Origin of the sequence: Leptospira terpstrae serovar Hualin str. LT 11-33 = ATCC 700639 (assembly GCF_000332495.1) — a bacterium.
Classification (GTDB): domain Bacteria; phylum Spirochaetota; class Leptospiria; order Leptospirales; family Leptospiraceae; genus Leptospira_A; species Leptospira_A terpstrae.
This window is the reverse complement of the sequence record NZ_AOGW02000010.1, coordinates 760,005-776,085: the sequence shown is the minus strand read 5'-3', so window position 1 is coordinate 776,085 and position 16,081 is coordinate 760,005. Positions and strand designations below refer to the sequence as shown.

Below are 16,081 nucleotides of genomic sequence, written 5' to 3'. Positions count from 1 at the left end.
AGTGGAATGAAAAAAATCATCATCATATTTTTGTTTTTTTTGGGATTTGGGTTTACCGATTGTAAAAAAGAAATCAATTCAGATAGGGCTTCAATAGTAGGAGAAGAAATGGATATAGCTGGGAATCATAATATGATATCAATCATTGAAATTCCTGTGACAAATTTAAAACGAGCAATTCAATTCTATCAAACAATCCTTGGTGTTAGTATTGAAACCATGGCAATGGGTGAAACGGAAATGGGTGTATTGCCTGCAAAAGAAGGATCTGTCAATGTTGTCTTAGTCAAAGGAAATGATTACATTCCTGCAAAAAATGGTGTATTGGTATATTTGAATCTCGGGAATGATCTGTTGCCTGCATTGGATCAAGTAGAGAAAAATGGTGGGAAGATCATTCTGCCTAAAACCTTGATTGATCCGCAGATGGGTTACTATGCTTTGTTCGTTGACTCTGAGGGAAATAAGATGGGAATGCATTCGCAAAAGTAAGAACAAATAAATTTTTGCCCTACCATAAGTTGCAAGGAATCCCTTTTAAGAAAACAAAAGGCTAAAGCCTTGGGTTTGCTTGCATTTATGGATTTACCTCGTAAAATAATGGATTTCCTGCATTACATTTATGTTTTCATATTTCAATTCGCAAGCATTTCTATAAAGATAGCGGATGCGAACTTTCCAAAAATAATGACCAGAATTTAAACCTTGGAGATCGATTGAACAGTCTGTGTTGTAACAGTCGGCTGTTTTTTCTATTGATTCAAAATTTTTACTTTTTGAAATTTCGATTTTATAGTTTTGGAATTTACCGGATTCAATATATGTATTTTCGGTATTTCCTAATTCAATTGGTGAGTTTGGCGGACTCGGGCATTCGGAACTTTGATTTTGAATTTCAGAAGACCTCGGACTACTTTCGTTATTCATTCCTAAAAATTGGAATCGGAAATTGTATAAATTATCTGTTAATTGAATTTCTTTTGGATCCAGCTGTATGATCAAATCATTTGCTGAAGAGAGAAGTAGTAGGATAGATTGTATATCAGACCTTCCTCTCGGATAGGAAGTGTTAATCAGCGCAAGTGTTGGGAAAAGGAGTAGAATAAACTTTCTAAAAATGGAAATTTTAAAGAAAGGTTTTGCGTGTTTAAATATATAAATTGTGAATATAGAAAAAGGTAAAAAAAGTAAGTCAGATTTATCAGCCAAATTCATAGTTTCATTTGAGCCAATGAGCTTGTAGAATGAATTGTTGTTGGATTGGGATAGATTAATGAATAAAAAAATAAAATTAGAAAGTAAAAAAGAGGACCAAAAAATTATTTTGAGATTTTGTTTTTTGAAAAATAATGAGATTAATCCTGTGATTATCAGTGGTGTTAACAAAATTCCAATGATGTCGGAAATTTTTCCTGTAATCCATCCCGGATAGTAAATTTTCAAAATGGAATCATTGGTGATCCACAAAATACTTATAATAGTTAAATAAAATAAAATTCGATTATACTTTGGCATTAGAAATTTCCATAAAAAGGTTTTTCAAACTCAAAAAATAGCGCTACCTTAAAAGTGCAGTTTAATATTCTATTTGCAGCAATTTGTGCCGCCATTTCAGAAATGGCTTGAATTGTATTTGTTGGATAGTTTGGACAAGGTATGGCTAATATGCTTCGTAAACAGGCACTAACGGCACGTTTTTCGTAATATATAGATTCGTTGTTAGCATCAGGACTTGGGTCTTCGTCATTTCCAAGTTCTGAAAAAATGGTAGATCGGAATGGGTCGAACTGACAACTCATTGTTTTGATTAAGGTATAATTTGTAATTTTGTCTTCTGTTTCTTTTTTTGAAATAGTTAAACTAGTGTTTGGATTATTGATCGGAAGCCTACATTCGAAAGATAAAATACAAAAAACAAGGATTAGTTTTTTTAGGCTTAGGTTTCGCATAGAAAAAGTACTTCTTTTTGTATGCGGTAGCATTTACCACCAAACGTCTACACATTTTTTCAAGATTAGGGATTTCCTGTTTTCACCTAACAACATTTTTTACTTTTATAAATTTTAGGTTTGTTTTTATAAAGAATACCCTTTATCGATAACAAGTGATATATAATTTACCTATTCTTTCGAATTTTTTGTTTTAAAATAGTTTGACGGATTGTCTCGTTTTTGACTTATGAGGTAATACTCATTATGCGAAAACTAACAAAAATTCTACGAATCAAGAAAACATTTCTTGTTTTAGCTATTTCCCTATCGAATTCTTGTGTCCCGCAAGGTGGACAGTCTAATATTAGTTTACTATTGCTTTTTCTGGGAATCGGGAGTCCTACCGGAGGAGGGTCTCAGTTAACTCCGGGAAATCCCGCCGATCTTGATGGAAATGGAAAAGCCGATGGTATTGTTTTGGATGCAGATGGGAACGGTAAGGCAGACGGAATTGATAGCGATGGGAATGGTTCTCCAGACATTCTTCTTTTAGATACCAATGGAGATGGAACGGCCGATGCCATCGACACGAATGGAGACGGAATTCCTAACTACTATCTCAATCCCAATGGAAATCCAAATTTAACCACGGGGCCAAATGGTACTGGTTCTCCTGTGACTTTGATTGATACAAATAACGATGGGCAACCGGATGGTTTTGATACCGATGGGGACGGAACCATCAATGATGGTATTTTGTCTGCGATTCGAAATGATCTAACACCTCCTAGCATTACGGTGAATGTTCCTGGCGGAAATTTTGGTGGAGCGCAATCCGTGACTATATCTTGTTCGGATTTGGTGGGAACTTCACAGATCATATATACTCTGAATAATACACCTCCCTCATTTTCACCCCTCAACGGAACGATGGTTCCTCCTCCTCAAGTAACAATCAATGTAGGGGGGAATGGAGATGGAACCTATGTTTTGCGGTATCTTTGTCGGGATCTTGCAGGAAATACCAGTCCACCAGCTACATCCACTTATACCATCGATACAAATATTCCTAATATTACAATAGGCACTCAATCCACTCAATATGTTTCCAATGCCGGAGGTGCGATTAGTAGTGCCAGTATCCAATGGCAAAGCAATCGAAACGGAAGTTATGTGGTATTAGATGGTGGGACAGATTGTAACAATGGAATAACGGCAGTGGGAACAAATGTATCGGGAACGGCAAGCGCCGGAGGAAACATCACAACTACCTTGACTGCAGCAAATGCCTTTTCAGGACAATCGACTAAAACCTTTCGCATCTGTGTGACTGATAGCATTAGCACACTCAAAGGTAATTCTACTTTCCCTTTGACAAGAGACGATACGGCTCCGACTGTCAGTGCCAGTCCTGGTGCTGGATCTTATGGAACAGCGACTTCGGTAACACTTTCCTGCTCTGACACGGGCGGTGGTTCTTGCGATAAAATTGTATATTCCTCAAACATAGGCTCGGCTCCAACAAACCCGGCGATCACTGGTTCTACGGGAGTGGTTACATCCGGAACATTGTATTCTTCCCCCTTGAGTATGACGGATGCAGCGGTAACCTATACCAAGTATATCGCAAGAGACTCTGCAGGAAATGTAAGCGGTGTTGTATCAGCAAACTATACAGTTGACACTACGGTTGCGACGATTACCATCAATTCCTATACTCCCACAAGCCAATTCGTCAATGGTTCTGCAACCCAAACCATTGCTTGGCAGTCTTCTATTACGGGAAATTATCAAATTCGGATTGGTGGTACAGATTGTTCGAATGGTACGGCGGCAACGGGAACCAATGTGAGTGGAACTGCCACTGCATCGACGCCAGTCAGTAGCACCATCGCCAATGCCAGTTTTTCCTCTGGTGCTAATATAGTTCGAATTTGTGTAGGCCCCAATTTGGTTGGCAATTACGGGGCAACGACAACCACGATCACCAAAGATGGTTCAGCACCCACAGTCTCTTCTTCCACACCGACGGACACGGCAACTGGATATGCCCCAAGACCTGGTAGGATTACTGTTTTTTTCTCGGAAGTTATGGACACGAGTTTAACACCCACTTTGACAACGGAAAATTGGGATGGAACAAGTTACGTTAGCATTCCGAATACGGGGACAACATTTACTTGGGTGAACACCACAACCTTACAAATCAATTTGAGTTGGATATACTTTCCTGAAAACTCACAAATTCGTTGGACTCTTGCTTCCGCAAACTTAAAAGATGTGGCAGGCAATGTTATAGCTTCCAATGTTCAGCGAACCTTTTCCACCGGAATGCACACCCAAGCGATCACACCATTACTTAGAACAGGACAGACTCTTTGTTATAACGACCCTGGGTTCCAGGCTTGTGGTAATTCCAGTTGGCCGAAGCAAGATGCAGACATTCTCTCTGGCTCTGCGAGAAGTTATACGGGGCCAACTGCTTCCGGAAATGATTACACAACAACTGACAATGTCACAGGACTTGTCTGGAAATCATGTACTGAAGGGCAAACAGCAAATGTCTGCAGCGGTTCGGCGTCTAATTTTACATTTTATAATGCAGTGAATGCCTGTGCTTATTTGAATCTGGCAAATAGTGGAAGTGGTTATTCAGGAAGAACGAATTGGAGATTGCCAACGAGACCTGAGCTTTCGACTTTGCTCGAATATGGTGAATCAAATAACGCAATCGCAAAAATCAATACAGTTAGATTTCCCAATACCAGTTCTGGTGAATACCAGACTTCAACTTCTTCGGCATCAAATTTTCAAAATTTACACACAATTAGTTTCGGAAATGGAATAGTTGCTAGTTTTTATTCTAAAAGTAGTAGTAGTAATTTTTATGTTCGTTGCGTTTCCAATTAACAATAAAATAGGAGTAGGTAATATGAATGCTTTCAAAATTAAATACGTAATAATTTTGTTTTTTTTATTCAGATCACAGTTAATCGCAGCACCATTTACTGAGAATGGGAATGGAACTGTGACGGACGTGGCAACAGGTCTTGTTTGGCAAAAATGCAGTTGGGGTCAGACTGGGGCAGACTGTTCTGGTTCGTCGGCTACTTATGTAAATTGGCAAGTTGCTTTGAATCAATGCCACAGCCTCAGCTTGGCCTCCCGAATTTGGAGACTTCCGAATATCATCGAACTAATGAGTATAATAGATCTTACAAAGACAACGGTTCCTTTTGTTGAGACAGTTGCTTTTCCATCGACAGCGACAGAAGGTTACTATTGGAGTTCTACTACTTCGAATGCTTTTGGTTCTAATGCCGCAAGAGCATTGTTTTTTAGTTATTCTGGAATGGAATTCGACGATCTTAAAAATCAAGGTGGCTTTGTAAGGTGTGTTTCTGGGCCTTGATGATAATAGAATCAAATGACTTTTTTTAAATTTCTCGATGAAATCAAAAAGTGCGGTCGTGCGGCCAATTAAATATCTATCCACCAATCGATAGCAAGTGCTAAAAATAAACAAAAACTGATCTCCTCTTAAATGAACGAAAAATACTTTTTCGTTTTAGAGAACAGAGCCCACAAATATCCTTCCGCCTTCATTCTCAATTCTGCAATCGTATTCCCCAAAGAAGTCCCTGCCGGTGGGGAAAGGGTTTGGCTTGTCACTCCACTTCCATTTAGGTTTTGGCTAGCGGGCACACCCCCTCGAATGCTATGAAAGGTATACAGTAGATTGGTGGTAAAAGGTTCTGAGATGACGATGTCTTGGAGTCCATCCGCATTAGTGTCTTGGAATTGAAGCCCCGATGAAAAAAGACGATTGGCAAGAGAGCCAGAAAAAAGACTATCAGCTGAACCCCCGGCACTTAGATCCATATTGCGAAATCCGGTGATTGGATCATTTAACACTAAATAAACGTCTCCGATTCCCGCACTAGCGCCTGCGGCTCCAATCAGTAAATCGGGGAACCCATCCCCGTTTGTATCACCGGATGCTAAGGTTCCTCCAAAAGAACAATTATTACCACCATTACAGCTGGTAGTCGGTGGTCCGAGTAGTGTTGCCACTGGAGGGTTTGAATAGGGACTAATGGGATCACAAGTAGAATGATACACAAAAACAATTCCTTGTCTTGTATTGAAGTTGGGTCCACCTACAGCAAGATCGATACAACGATCGGAATTAAAATAATCCAATACAAAACTAGTTCCAAATTGACAACCGATACCAGCAGCACAACCAGGGGAAGGTTCGAGTGGAGCAACGAGGATTTGTTGAGGAGTCGTAGGCAAGGATCCTTGATTGGAAATGAAAATATATATCCGGCCCACGATCGTGGAGTACGTTGCTGCGCTGACTACTAGGTCTAAAAAACCATCCCCGTTGACATCTCCAGCATAAGCATAAGTTCCGAAATTATCATTTGCTGCAGGTTTATAAGTTAAATTCGCTGAGTTTGTATTTTGAGAAATAACTCCGGCAGATCCTTGGCTATAGAAGATGAAAACATCGTCATTCCAAGGGGAAGCAAATACTCCATCATCATAACCATCGTTATTGATATCAGCACTTAACACGCCAGCACCTAATCTACCTCCATTCCCAGTACCAGTAAGAATCGCATCGGCCACTCCACCAGTGTTTAAATTTTGAGAAGGAACTCCTGCTTGGCCTCTACTGTTGAAAGTTAAAACTCTACCGCCAAAGGCAATGATGCCAGCATACGCTTGACTCCCGACTAAGACATCCGCATACCCATCTCCATTAAAGTCACCTGATCCGATGCGACTTCCAAAATAAGTTCCTGTGGTTCCATCTGTTAGTGATGTACTTGGAGTTGTTTCTAATTGTTTGGTTATGGGATTTGATTTATAGATATATCCATATCCTTGTGTTCCCGCACCTGGACTTGCCGATACAATCAAATCGGGATACCCATCTCCATCAGTATCATAATTGGTTCCCTTCCGCACTTGGATGGTATTGGACCTTTCATAAGGAATGTGCGCATAGATAGTATGAAGGCTTCCATATGTCCAAAAGGTTCCTGTGATGGCTTTTGCTGGTAGGCCATACCTCCAAGTTCCATTGACCACTGGCACTTGGGTCGGTGGTGCATCGTCAATGCCAACGTTTACAAAGGTGACGCCCGGGGGAGCAGTTCCAACAACAAACCCTGTTTCCACAATGGAGTGGTTGGTAAGGTTGGAAATAGTGACTGAGGATTCAGGAAGTAAAAGTAAATACTGTGCAGGTGAGAAGCGTTTTAAGGCATCTTTGTCTGGGCAAAGAAAATTGGATAATTTTATGAAACATTCAATCGGTGTGTGGGTAAGAGGATTGGCCCAACAACCAACTAAAGCAAAGGAAAATACTAACAATAGCAGTCTATGGTTCAGAGAATGACGGAATGTATCAAATGTCATAATTTAGGAAAGCTAACATTGGATTGATGTTAGGTTTGTCGGATGGAAAGGCAATAATTTATTTTAGTGAGAAAATAAAAACGTAGGACAGGGATGGATAATCCTGACTGAATTTAGGGCTTTCTTGGTTCTAAGAAAGGTTTCTCGGACCTGCCCAATATTTATACAAAGTAGAATATTGGTTTGACGTTTGCTTTTTACCGAACACTTTGTACATTTTTTTAAAAATTGAGCTGGGCTTTCCTTTTACTATAAAAAATTCCGAATCACAAGAATTTCGATTTCCATCCTTCGTGGGAATTTTAAGGATTTTTTTAGAAGAACCTAGAATCAAAACTTAGGAAATAAAAAAATAGAATACAAAAAATATCTTTCCTTTTGTAAATTTCTAAGTCATTTTATTCCCTATGAGTTTTTTTGAAAGTTTGAAAGCCGTTGCAGCTCAGGCAGTTGAGCTCGTACAAAACAATCCACAAATCGTTTCTGGGATCCAGAAGATCGTAGAAGAAAATGGTGGGGTTTCTGGAATCGTACAAAAGTTTAAAGACAAAGGATTTGCAGAAGCCGCATCCTCATGGGTGGGAACTGGAGAGAATGTGAACATTGGAGCAAGTGATGTGATGAAAGTTCTTGGAAATGATTCCATCCAAGAATTGGCAAAAAAAGTAGGATTGGATTCGGAAGCTACGGCTGGTCTTATTGGAAATTTATTGCCTGTAGTCATCGATAAACTATCTCCAGAGGGAAAAGAACCAGGCGGTGATCTTGCCTCCCAACTTACTTCCTTGGCATCTTTGTTTACGAAATAATATTATTTCGAACCATTTAGCCACCTATTGAAAATTAGGTGGTATTTCTTTTTTCACAATCCTCATTTTTTCTTGCCAAAATTTCTCCTAAAAATCAATCTTTCTTCCATGAAGAAACTGTTCTTGTTTTCCTTTGTTCTCCTCGTATTGTTTCAATGTAAAAAAACTCCTACGATTGAAGTGGGCAAAAACGCGTTTATTTCCGCTACAGTACTGAATGCGAGAAAAACCCCTACCTTAGATGGGGAGAAAGTAGGAAAATTAAAACTCGGCGATGAAGTGAAAGTTTTGGAAAAGTCAGAAAACGATGAAGAAATCGATGGCCTTTCTGCGTATTGGTACCGGGTCCAGTCCAAAGAAATCACTGGTTGGGTGTTTGGTGGATACTTATCGATCACCAAAGTGGAATCAAGGGAGGCGATGATTGCCGCTCTACAAGGTAATTTTGTGTATTGTAAACTTCCTGATAGAATGGAATGTACAAACACACTTGAGTTTGATGGTGAGAGTTTTGTTTATCGGGAGTTTCAGCAGTATTCTGGAATCAGTGAAAAATTAGAAGGAGTGTTTGAAGTTTACTCCGACCATTTAGAACTAGATACCAAGTCTCGATTGGTTCGACCTTCTATTTTTATTCAATTCCCACAAACAGAAGAAGAAAGAACGGCCTACAACAATGCTTATTTTGGATATTCCGATTCCGATGAACATTTGGTATCTCTAAGCACTTACCCAGTAGCTGGAAAAGAAAATATCTATTTTTATATTTGTAACGACAAACTATTGTTATTACGCGAAAAGAAAGAAAAAGATGCAGCCTGCGCCATTGAATCTGCATTTACTAAATCTTCTTATTCCTCTCCTTAAAGGTTTCATTTCGTAACATTGTATTGGTTCGATGGGTATGAGGGTTTTTCCAATCCAAAATACGATGTTTCCTTTCGGCAGGAACTGAGTTGATAAATTCCTGCCAGTTCTCTTCTTTTAAAACAGAATAAAAACCAGGCAAGTATTGTATCTTTACCTCTTTAGGAAGATACTGTTTATATTCATTGGCTGAGACTCCATACGCAATACGGTAAATTGGTCTATTTTTATGTTTCTCTTCTGGCAAAAAATGGAAAGCATCGCCGGCCTTATTGTAACAAATAAAATAATCAAACCCTTGATGGACAATGATCAAACTATCTTTGGGAAATTGAAACAGAGGAAGTAAAATGGAGTAGAGTTTGTAATCTTGGTGATTAAAATCTTTTTCACGAGTCATGGTAAACCATTGGTATAGAAAAAGGAAAATACAAAAAATGGTGACTAAAACCTTTGAATTGATTTTGGAGAGGATGGGAAGTAGGAGAATACTACCAGGAATAAAAACAAGTAGGAACAAACGAAAGGGAAAATCAAAAGCCGTATAACTAAAGATAGGAAGAGTGAGTAAAAAATATAAAACGAATGATTTGTCATAGAACAACTTGGCTTTTGGATTTAGTGATGATCGTGTGGTCAAATAGAACAAAGGTGATAAAAAGAATAAGGTTTGTTCTAATATAAATTCAGGAAAGATTTTTGAATATTGATAAAAGGGAGAAAGGAATTGAAACTTTAAATCTTCGGAAAGAATGGTTTTTAGATCACTCCAATGCAAAAGGTTAGGAAATACAAAGGCCAATCCAACAAGTAAAAGAGGAATTCCCAATAAAAGACAAAGGCGATAGACTTTGGATATAGGAAATTCTTTCCAAACCCAAAATAGTAGAAATAGTAAAGAAATACTGGCAGTAATTTTATGACTAAAAAATACCAAAACAAACGCCAAACCAATTCGTATATAGTTTGTTAGGTTTCCTTTTTTCTCATTTTTTTCCAAAATCCAAAGTTCAGTGAGAAATAAGATAAAAAATACAATTCCCCCTAAGTTTTTGATAAAGTTAAAACTGAAATGGGGCAAAAACGAAGAAGATACAAGGAGGAGTCCCCAAAGGATCGAAGTGGGAATATTTTTTGTAATAAGTTTAGCTAACCTATAACCCGAAAGAAACAATACACCAACCAGTAACGAGATGAAAACTTTATTCGTGGCGACAATATTTGTTCCTAGTTTGGAAAAGTAGACAAGGCCATACAAAATAGGGGAAGAATCTGGACTAAAGAATCGTCCTTTGGTTACATAGGAATTGACTTGTGCCGCGTAATAGTAACCATCCGCTCCATAGGCAAAGTTCGAACTAAATTGAACTGCCGCTTGCAAACAGACAATGCAGAGAAAGATTACAAATACAATTCCCTTCTTTTTACAAAAGGTAATCATCGGAAGAACATAAGAGAGAACTGCCATCTTCTTCTGATCCTAGGAATACTTTCACATTCGAAAATCCATTTTTTTTAGTTTGTTGGAAATACAATTTCCTTCGTTTGAATGGAAATGCGGCTCGTATGCGAAAGGTAAGTTCAGATTCATTGAGTTCCCAATGAAAAAGTAAAGGGTAAGAAAATGTGTTTTGGATTCGTAAATCTTTTGTGGGATACACAACGGAGGCATCAGTTCCGAGTGGGGTAAATCTTGTTTCTTCGGTATATAAATCGCGAGAGTGTGGGAATCTCTCAAGGATACGGAGGCCAAGTTCCAAGGAAAGGTAGTAGATGATCCCTGACAATTGGCAAAGACCTCCCGCAATTTCTGTGGAAACCAAACCGTTTCGAATCACCCTTCCTTCTTTGTATCCTTTTCGCTGGTTTGGCTCACCTAATTCCGACCAAAAAGAAAAAATTTTGCCGGGATATAAAATACGACCGTTGATTTTTTGAATCGCGATTCTTAGGTTATGGAGTTTCCCTTCTTTGAGAGGTGAGTCAAAAATAGGAAGGGTGATGGAAGTTTCCTCCTGCCAGTCTCCAATGGATTTCTTTGTTTGTTTCAATCCCAAACGAAAGTAATCTCCTGTGAGAATCACACCAAACCATCTTTTGGCGACTTTGACTTTTAGTTTTAGGTAGGAAATCAAAGTTAGGTGTTAATCCTTGGAATCAAGAAACACTTCGGTAAAACTTCGATCTGGATTCATGATATATGTACCCTGATAAGGGTGAGGAGGGTGACTACCCCATTCTTTCGGAGAAAGTAACGAAAAGTAATTTCCATTTTCTTTTTTATAAAGATGGATGGTTTGGCCCGGTTTCTTTTCAAATTGGCAACGTGCTTTATGGAGTTCAATGTCTTTTTCCGCGCGTTTTAGAATGAGTTCTGCTTCTTCTTTCAAACGTCGGATTTGATTGGCAATGACTTCCAATTTTCCATGCAAATGCAGTTGGACGGATTCTTCGGCCATTTCAATTTCTTTCGCACGGTCCACAAGACTGATTGCCGGTGCGAGTCTGCTTGTTCCATAAGTAAGACTATGGTGGGGAATTTCCTGTGTTTCCATTCTAGGGATTAGACAATCGTCCTTTTCTTAAATTTGCAAATAATTTCTGGAATGTAGTGGAGGATACAGTAGAAAAAGGCTCTCCTAAAATTCTTTAGGAAAGCCGAAGGCCAAGGTTTTTTGACGATCTCTTTTTTAGGAAAGCGGTTGGTAACTCACAACCATGGCTTTTGATTTTATCTCTTTAGGCATGGAAGTTTTGGAAAGAGTTTTGGTAAGTGTGGATTTATCTTTCGATTTTCCCATTTGTACCACAAAGAATCCATTTTTTACAACAATGAAGGTTTTCAGAGCCAACTTACCATGGTTATCTGCTTTTAGTTGTGATAAAAATGTTTCGGCAGATTGTCTGCTAGTAAAGGCAGCTAACTGAATGGTAAATTGTTTTCCTTCTGGTTTCGAAACACTAACATTTTGTGAAGAAGTTTTTTGTGATTTCGAATGTTTGGAAGTAGATGCCAAGTTTTTAAATCTTTCTTCTTTTTTGTTTGCGGAAACATGTTTTTCAGTTCGTTTTGTCAAATCTACAATTTGTTGTTTCTTTTCTTCTTCTTCATCTTTGGCAGTAGAAGTTTCCACAAAATAGGGATGGTTTCCAACATCTGCCATCGGAATTTCTGTACCTAGGTTCGATGGTTCTTTGGATTTTGTTCCTTGCACAAGTGAGGATGCCGCATTGGTTCCTACGGCCGCATCGGCAACATTCGCTGCTGTTGGAGAAGGAATGGATCCATCACTTAACTCAGGAGTTGTGGGAGCCTCCTCCATCGGTTTTTGCCTTGCGATAGTCTCTTCTTGTTTTCCTTTACCTACAGAAACACCAAGAAAGAAAATGGAAAAGAATAGTGCAAAAAGAAAGAGGGACAAAACACCAATTCTTTGTTTATCTAAGTTGATTACGTAAAATACTCTTTCTTTCATGATTGAATCCTTTGTTTGATTTTAGAATAAATGATAACGATTTGTTCTTTTAACTCTTCTCTTTGATTATCGTTCGTTACGACAAAATCGGAGAGAGACTTTTTTTTCTCTAAGTCCATTTGGGAGAGATTTCGTTTTTCAAAATCTTCCTTGTCCATCCCACCGCGTGCCTTTACCCGCTCCCAAGCCACTTCGGGTTTTACCGCAACAGTAACCGTATAGTCGCATAATGTATGTGCGTCGGTTTCAAATAGAAGGGGAACTTCCCATGCGATGATACTCCCGTCTTCTCTTGAATTTAAAAATTCAACAAAAGATTTACGGACTAAAGGGTGAAGAAGTTCATTGAGAGCGTTTAGTTTTGTTTTGTCGGAAAAAGCAAGTGCGGCAATTTTTTGTCTAGAGGGAGCACCTTCTGCGTCAAGTATCGAATCTCCAAAAATAGAGACTAGTTTATGGATGACTGGGCTATTCGGTTCTGTGAATCTACGTGCTATAGAGTCAGAACTGATGGTCTCTGCTCCTAACTCCCCAAACATAGTGAGCACAGTGGACTTTCCTGATCCAATGGATCCGGTAATTCCGATCAATGTTTTGTTGTTATGTTTTGGAGTCACGGGTTTATAACATAAAAAACCCGTGAAAGTACAAGTATTTTTTTATACTAAACTGGAAAAAAAATACTAAAGTATTTTTACCTTTTTATTTGGATATTTCTACGTTGAAAATCCAGTCTTGTACCAGTTTGGCGGACAAAGGAGGGTCTTCAATCATCGGAGCATGTCCCATATTTTCCAATAGGACTGTTTCTAACTTTGGTTTTAGTTTCTTTTTCAATACATCCATCACGGTGTAGTGAATGACTTTGTCTTCCTTTCCCCAAATCACAAGTGTGGGAGACTGGATTTTTTCCAAATTTCTTTCTAAGAAATAACCTTCTTTTCTGATTTGTTTCAGGATGGATGCGTTCCAATCTCTATTGGCAAAGGATTTTTTTGCAAAGTATGTTTTCAAAAAACCGGGAAGATAGGGCGGTTTGACAAAGGTAAAGGCAAGGAGTCTATCAAAGTCTTCGGGACTTGTGAGAAGGAGGGGACTTTCTTTTCCTGCCATCTCTATCGTTTGCATCTCACTGGGAGTGGGGCTTTTGATTCCTGCATTGTCAAAGAGGATGAGAGATTTTACTTTTTCCGGGTATTTGGCAGCAAAGATTCCAGCGATTCCACCACCCATGGAATTTCCAGCGATGTGAAAATTCTTAAGACCCAACGTTTCCGTGAATTGGTAAAGCCGTTCTGCCTGGGCTTCTTGGGTGTAGTTGATTCCTTCTGGTTTGTCCGATTCTCCGAAACCAGGAAGGTCGGGAGCGATCACGCGGATTCCTTCAGGAAGGTGTCTTGAAAACCGGGTCCAGTGGTCTTTGTCTCCACCAAATCCATGTACCACGACTAGTGTTTCTTTGGTTCCGGTTCTTTCGGTATATTTCCAGTTTAAATTTTCTACCAAAATGGATTTGGTTTCTAGGTTGGATCTATATCTTTCTAGGCTAATTCCTGTTTTGTGGAGGGTTGCTGCACATTGAACAAAAAATAGTGTTGATACTAAAGTGGTAAAGAAAGGTTTCCAATGGGTCTTCATAATGTCCTCACAAAAAATAGAAAGGTTCGTTGACAGCGGGGTGTGAAAAAATACTTTGGTTGTAACCGAAGGCCCTGTAGCTCAGTCGGTAGAGCAGAGGACTGAAAATCCTCGTGTCGGCAGTTCGATTCTGTCCGGGGCCACGGTTGCCTAATTTCCTGCCTTCCTTTCTTCTCCCATCGTCCAAAGTCCTAAAAATTCATTCTCTTCTACCTTTTTACAAAGTTCGGGTTTATAAAGTTTTTTCACCGGTGGTTTGGGATAAATATGGATCTCATCATTGTCTGGGATAAAGGTGAGCATTCGTAAAATTGTATCTTGGCCTTCGATTTCATACATAGTGTAAGACATTCCTTTGGAAGGAATGATTTGCGATGTTTCCAGATACTTGCGTGTGTTTTCTGACATATTCCTAAACGTTGGTTCCCGTTCTTCTGGTTGCAACCAAAAACTTTAAAATTAGTTTTTCCTTTTTTTTAAGAACAACTTGGAAAATTGGAGGAGTTTCTCTCTAATTTTCGGTGAAAAACCCACGGACACATTCAATCGAAAGTGGTTGTCCCAATGTTTCGATAGACCAAATAGGGAACCAGGGGCTATGGTCATTCCTATTTTTTTGGATTCATTCAGTAACTTATTACCATCTAACGGTGATTTGATCCATAAGACAAAGCCACCATCTGGTTTTAAAATATTTAGAGAACCTTCACTGTAATGAGATAAAAGATTAGAATATTCTTCCGTGAGTTTTTTGTATTCTGAACGTAGGAATTTTAAATGCCTTTCGTAGGTTTGCAATTTCAAAAATTGAATCACAGCCATTTGCGTAGGGTGATTTTCCGAAATTTTATAAGCCCGTGTTCGTTTGCTTAAGTTTTGGATTCCATTTTTGGAAGCCACCCAACCCATTCTAAGTCCAGGGGCTATGGTTTTGGAAAACGAAGAACAAAGGAAAGATTTAGGACCTTTTGGATCGTTTGGAAAATCGCTGACTAGGGGCCTTGGTCTCGTTCCAGAAAAATACAAATCTCCATAAATATCATCTTCTACTAAATGAATCCCAAATTGATAGGAAATTTTTGCCAAACTTTGTTTGGAAGTTTCACTCATTAAAATTCCGTTCGGATTATTGAAGTTAGCTGAAAATAAAAATACTTTAGGTTTGTGTCGTTTGATTAGTTTTTCATATTCATCAATAGAAATTCCTTCTTTTTCTCTATAAGGTATTTCCACAACTTTAAGTTTGAGTGTTTCCAAGATTTGAAATAAACCAACATAGATGGGTGAGGGGACAATGACAGTATCTCCAGGTTCTGTTGCGGTGGCTAAAGAAAAAGTGATCGCTTCTGTGCACCCATTGGTGATTTGAATTTGTTCAGAGTTCACTCTATAGCCTTGGATCGACAAACGTTTGCTAATCCATTCGCGAAGTTCCGAGTTCCCTTGTAAATCTCCATAAGAGAAAATTTCTTTGTGTCTAAGGGCTTTTTTAAAAGAAGAAACTAATCCGCCTAGAGGAAGGTAAAAATCCGAAGGAATGGCTGCCCCAAATGAGATCAGTTTTGGATCCATCACGGTTCGCATGATTTGTTGGATTCTGTCATCCGCTTCTACTGCGGGATAAAATTCATTTTGTGGACCTGAAATGACAGAGCTTATATTCGGATGGACAAAGTATCCTGATTTTGGAACTACAAAAATATAACCTTCTTCTTCTAGGATCCGGTAGGCTTCTTTGGCTGTGGTGAGACTACAAAACTTTAGACTTTGAATTTCTCGAAGGGAAGGAATTCTTTCTTTTTCTGAATAATACCCCAATTGGATTTCTTTTTTTAGGTCTTCTGCTAATTGTTTGTATTTTGTCATAAGATAACTGTATATGAATAGAAAGAACTAACTGTATATGGACAGTTTCTTTCCTTTTTGT

The 16,081-nt window shown here is 38.7% G+C and carries 16 protein-coding genes and 1 tRNA gene; 6 read left to right on the top strand and 11 right to left on the bottom strand.

Going from position 1 to position 16,081, the window contains the following annotated elements:
* The first annotated feature begins 6 nt into the window (after positions 1 to 6).
* The gene (locus LEP1GSC203_RS12115) at positions 7 to 492 is read left to right on the top strand and encodes a VOC family protein (protein WP_002973607.1); all 486 of its coding nucleotides are present in this window, start codon (positions 7 to 9) and stop codon (positions 490 to 492) included.
* Positions 493 to 585: 93 nt separating this feature from the next.
* On the opposite strand, the gene LEP1GSC203_RS12110 is transcribed toward LEP1GSC203_RS12115, so the two are convergent.
* Positions 586 to 1,515 carry a hypothetical protein gene (locus LEP1GSC203_RS12110; protein ID WP_002973701.1) on the bottom strand — a complete coding sequence of 310 codons (930 nt, stop codon included), beginning with the start codon at positions 1,513 to 1,515 and terminating at the stop codon, positions 586 to 588.
* The gene (locus LEP1GSC203_RS12105) at positions 1,515 to 1,949 is read right to left on the bottom strand and encodes a hypothetical protein (RefSeq protein ID WP_002974409.1); all 435 of its coding nucleotides are present in this window, start codon (positions 1,947 to 1,949) and stop codon (positions 1,515 to 1,517) included. Before LEP1GSC203_RS12105 ends, LEP1GSC203_RS12110 begins: the two co-directional genes overlap by 1 nt.
* Positions 1,950 to 2,195: 246 nt before the next feature.
* Between LEP1GSC203_RS12105 and LEP1GSC203_RS12100 the strand changes: the two genes are divergently transcribed.
* Both LEP1GSC203_RS12100 and LEP1GSC203_RS12095 read left to right on the top strand, forming a co-directional pair.
* Positions 2,196 to 4,841, top strand: coding sequence for an Lcl domain-containing protein (locus tag LEP1GSC203_RS12100; RefSeq protein WP_002974460.1), 2,646 nt, complete (start codon positions 2,196 to 2,198; stop codon positions 4,839 to 4,841).
* Between the two features lie 22 nt (positions 4,842 to 4,863).
* A complete protein-coding gene (locus LEP1GSC203_RS12095; RefSeq protein ID WP_002974063.1) occupies positions 4,864 to 5,343 on the top strand; it encodes an Lcl C-terminal domain-containing protein in 480 nt (159 codons plus the stop codon).
* Between the two features lie 128 nt (positions 5,344 to 5,471).
* Here the strand turns inward: LEP1GSC203_RS12095 and LEP1GSC203_RS12090 are convergent, their stop codons facing one another.
* Positions 5,472 to 7,364: a VCBS repeat-containing protein gene (locus tag LEP1GSC203_RS12090; RefSeq protein ID WP_002974181.1), complete on the bottom strand. Its 1,893-nt coding sequence runs from the start codon at positions 7,362 to 7,364 to the stop codon at positions 5,472 to 5,474.
* Positions 7,365 to 7,771: 407 nt separating this feature from the next.
* Between LEP1GSC203_RS12090 and LEP1GSC203_RS12085 the strand changes: the two genes are divergently transcribed.
* On the top strand, positions 7,772 to 8,173 hold the full coding sequence (locus tag LEP1GSC203_RS12085; protein WP_002974470.1) for a YidB family protein: 402 nt from the start codon (positions 7,772 to 7,774) through the stop codon (positions 8,171 to 8,173).
* A gap of 108 nt (positions 8,174 to 8,281) precedes the next feature.
* Positions 8,282 to 9,040 carry an SH3 domain-containing protein gene (locus LEP1GSC203_RS12080; protein ID WP_039937972.1) on the top strand — a complete coding sequence of 253 codons (759 nt, stop codon included), beginning with the start codon at positions 8,282 to 8,284 and terminating at the stop codon, positions 9,038 to 9,040.
* Here LEP1GSC203_RS12080 and LEP1GSC203_RS12075 read toward each other — a convergent pair.
* The 6 genes from LEP1GSC203_RS12075 to LEP1GSC203_RS12050 all read right to left on the bottom strand — a co-directional run bounded on the left by LEP1GSC203_RS12075 (position 9,015) and on the right by LEP1GSC203_RS12050 (position 14,154).
* Entirely contained in the window at positions 9,015 to 10,508 is a 1,494-nt protein-coding gene (locus tag LEP1GSC203_RS12075) for a hypothetical protein (protein ID WP_002974481.1), read from the bottom strand. The genes LEP1GSC203_RS12080 and LEP1GSC203_RS12075 overlap by 26 nt on opposite strands.
* A complete protein-coding gene (locus tag LEP1GSC203_RS12070) occupies positions 10,465 to 11,175 on the bottom strand; it encodes a VanW family protein (protein WP_002974220.1) in 711 nt (236 codons plus the stop codon). The genes LEP1GSC203_RS12075 and LEP1GSC203_RS12070 overlap by 44 nt, the downstream gene beginning before the upstream one ends.
* A 9-nt stretch (positions 11,176 to 11,184) precedes the next feature.
* Entirely contained in the window at positions 11,185 to 11,595 is a 411-nt protein-coding gene (locus tag LEP1GSC203_RS12065; protein WP_002973810.1) for a DUF2452 domain-containing protein, read from the bottom strand.
* 135 nt (positions 11,596 to 11,730) lie between these two features.
* Entirely contained in the window at positions 11,731 to 12,516 is a 786-nt protein-coding gene (locus LEP1GSC203_RS12060) for an SPOR domain-containing protein (RefSeq protein ID WP_002973974.1), read from the bottom strand.
* Complete coding sequence (gene coaE / locus LEP1GSC203_RS12055) at positions 12,513 to 13,133, bottom strand: dephospho-CoA kinase (RefSeq protein ID WP_002973973.1); 621 nt, start codon at positions 13,131 to 13,133, stop codon at positions 12,513 to 12,515. Before coaE ends, LEP1GSC203_RS12060 begins: the two co-directional genes overlap by 4 nt.
* A gap of 85 nt (positions 13,134 to 13,218) precedes the next feature.
* Positions 13,219 to 14,154 carry an alpha/beta fold hydrolase gene (locus tag LEP1GSC203_RS12050; RefSeq protein WP_002973797.1) on the bottom strand — a complete coding sequence of 312 codons (936 nt, stop codon included), beginning with the start codon at positions 14,152 to 14,154 and terminating at the stop codon, positions 13,219 to 13,221.
* Positions 14,155 to 14,224: 70 nt separating this feature from the next.
* Here LEP1GSC203_RS12050 and LEP1GSC203_RS12045 point away from each other — a divergent pair.
* Positions 14,225 to 14,297, top strand: a tRNA-Phe gene (locus LEP1GSC203_RS12045).
* Between the two features lie 7 nt (positions 14,298 to 14,304).
* Here the strand turns inward: LEP1GSC203_RS12045 and LEP1GSC203_RS12040 are convergent.
* Together LEP1GSC203_RS12040 and LEP1GSC203_RS12035 are read right to left on the bottom strand one after the other, a co-directional pair.
* Positions 14,305 to 14,562: a hypothetical protein gene (locus tag LEP1GSC203_RS12040; protein WP_039937811.1), complete on the bottom strand. Its 258-nt coding sequence runs from the start codon at positions 14,560 to 14,562 to the stop codon at positions 14,305 to 14,307.
* A gap of 51 nt (positions 14,563 to 14,613) precedes the next feature.
* Complete coding sequence (locus tag LEP1GSC203_RS12035; protein WP_002974333.1) at positions 14,614 to 16,020, bottom strand: aminotransferase-like domain-containing protein; 1,407 nt, start codon at positions 16,018 to 16,020, stop codon at positions 14,614 to 14,616.
* Between the last annotated feature and the right edge of the window lie 61 nt (positions 16,021 to 16,081).

Excerpts from the sequence above, each read along its gene's own strand:
- LEP1GSC203_RS12115 (WP_002973607.1), top strand. The coding sequence starts at position 7 with ATGAAAAAAATCATCATCATATTTTTGTTTTTTTTGGGATTTGGGTTT.
- LEP1GSC203_RS12065 (WP_002973810.1), bottom strand. The coding sequence starts at position 11,595 with ATGGAAACACAGGAAATTCCCCACCATAGTCTTACTTATGGAACAAGC.
- LEP1GSC203_RS12110 (WP_002973701.1), bottom strand. The coding sequence starts at position 1,515 with ATGCCAAAGTATAATCGAATTTTATTTTATTTAACTATTATAAGTATT.
- LEP1GSC203_RS12085 (WP_002974470.1), top strand. The coding sequence starts at position 7,772 with ATGAGTTTTTTTGAAAGTTTGAAAGCCGTTGCAGCTCAGGCAGTTGAG.
- LEP1GSC203_RS12060 (WP_002973974.1), bottom strand. The coding sequence starts at position 12,516 with ATGAAAGAAAGAGTATTTTACGTAATCAACTTAGATAAACAAAGAATT.
- LEP1GSC203_RS12040 (WP_039937811.1), bottom strand. The coding sequence starts at position 14,562 with ATGTCAGAAAACACACGCAAGTATCTGGAAACATCGCAAATCATTCCT.
- LEP1GSC203_RS12075 (WP_002974481.1), bottom strand. The coding sequence starts at position 10,508 with ATGGCAGTTCTCTCTTATGTTCTTCCGATGATTACCTTTTGTAAAAAG.
- LEP1GSC203_RS12100 (WP_002974460.1), top strand. The coding sequence starts at position 2,196 with ATGCGAAAACTAACAAAAATTCTACGAATCAAGAAAACATTTCTTGTT.
- LEP1GSC203_RS12035 (WP_002974333.1), bottom strand. The coding sequence starts at position 16,020 with ATGACAAAATACAAACAATTAGCAGAAGACCTAAAAAAAGAAATCCAA.
- LEP1GSC203_RS12050 (WP_002973797.1), bottom strand. The coding sequence starts at position 14,154 with ATGAAGACCCATTGGAAACCTTTCTTTACCACTTTAGTATCAACACTA.
- LEP1GSC203_RS12095 (WP_002974063.1), top strand. The coding sequence starts at position 4,864 with ATGAATGCTTTCAAAATTAAATACGTAATAATTTTGTTTTTTTTATTC.
- LEP1GSC203_RS12105 (WP_002974409.1), bottom strand. The coding sequence starts at position 1,949 with ATGCGAAACCTAAGCCTAAAAAAACTAATCCTTGTTTTTTGTATTTTA.
- LEP1GSC203_RS12080 (WP_039937972.1), top strand. The coding sequence starts at position 8,282 with ATGAAGAAACTGTTCTTGTTTTCCTTTGTTCTCCTCGTATTGTTTCAA.
- LEP1GSC203_RS12090 (WP_002974181.1), bottom strand. The coding sequence starts at position 7,364 with ATGACATTTGATACATTCCGTCATTCTCTGAACCATAGACTGCTATTG.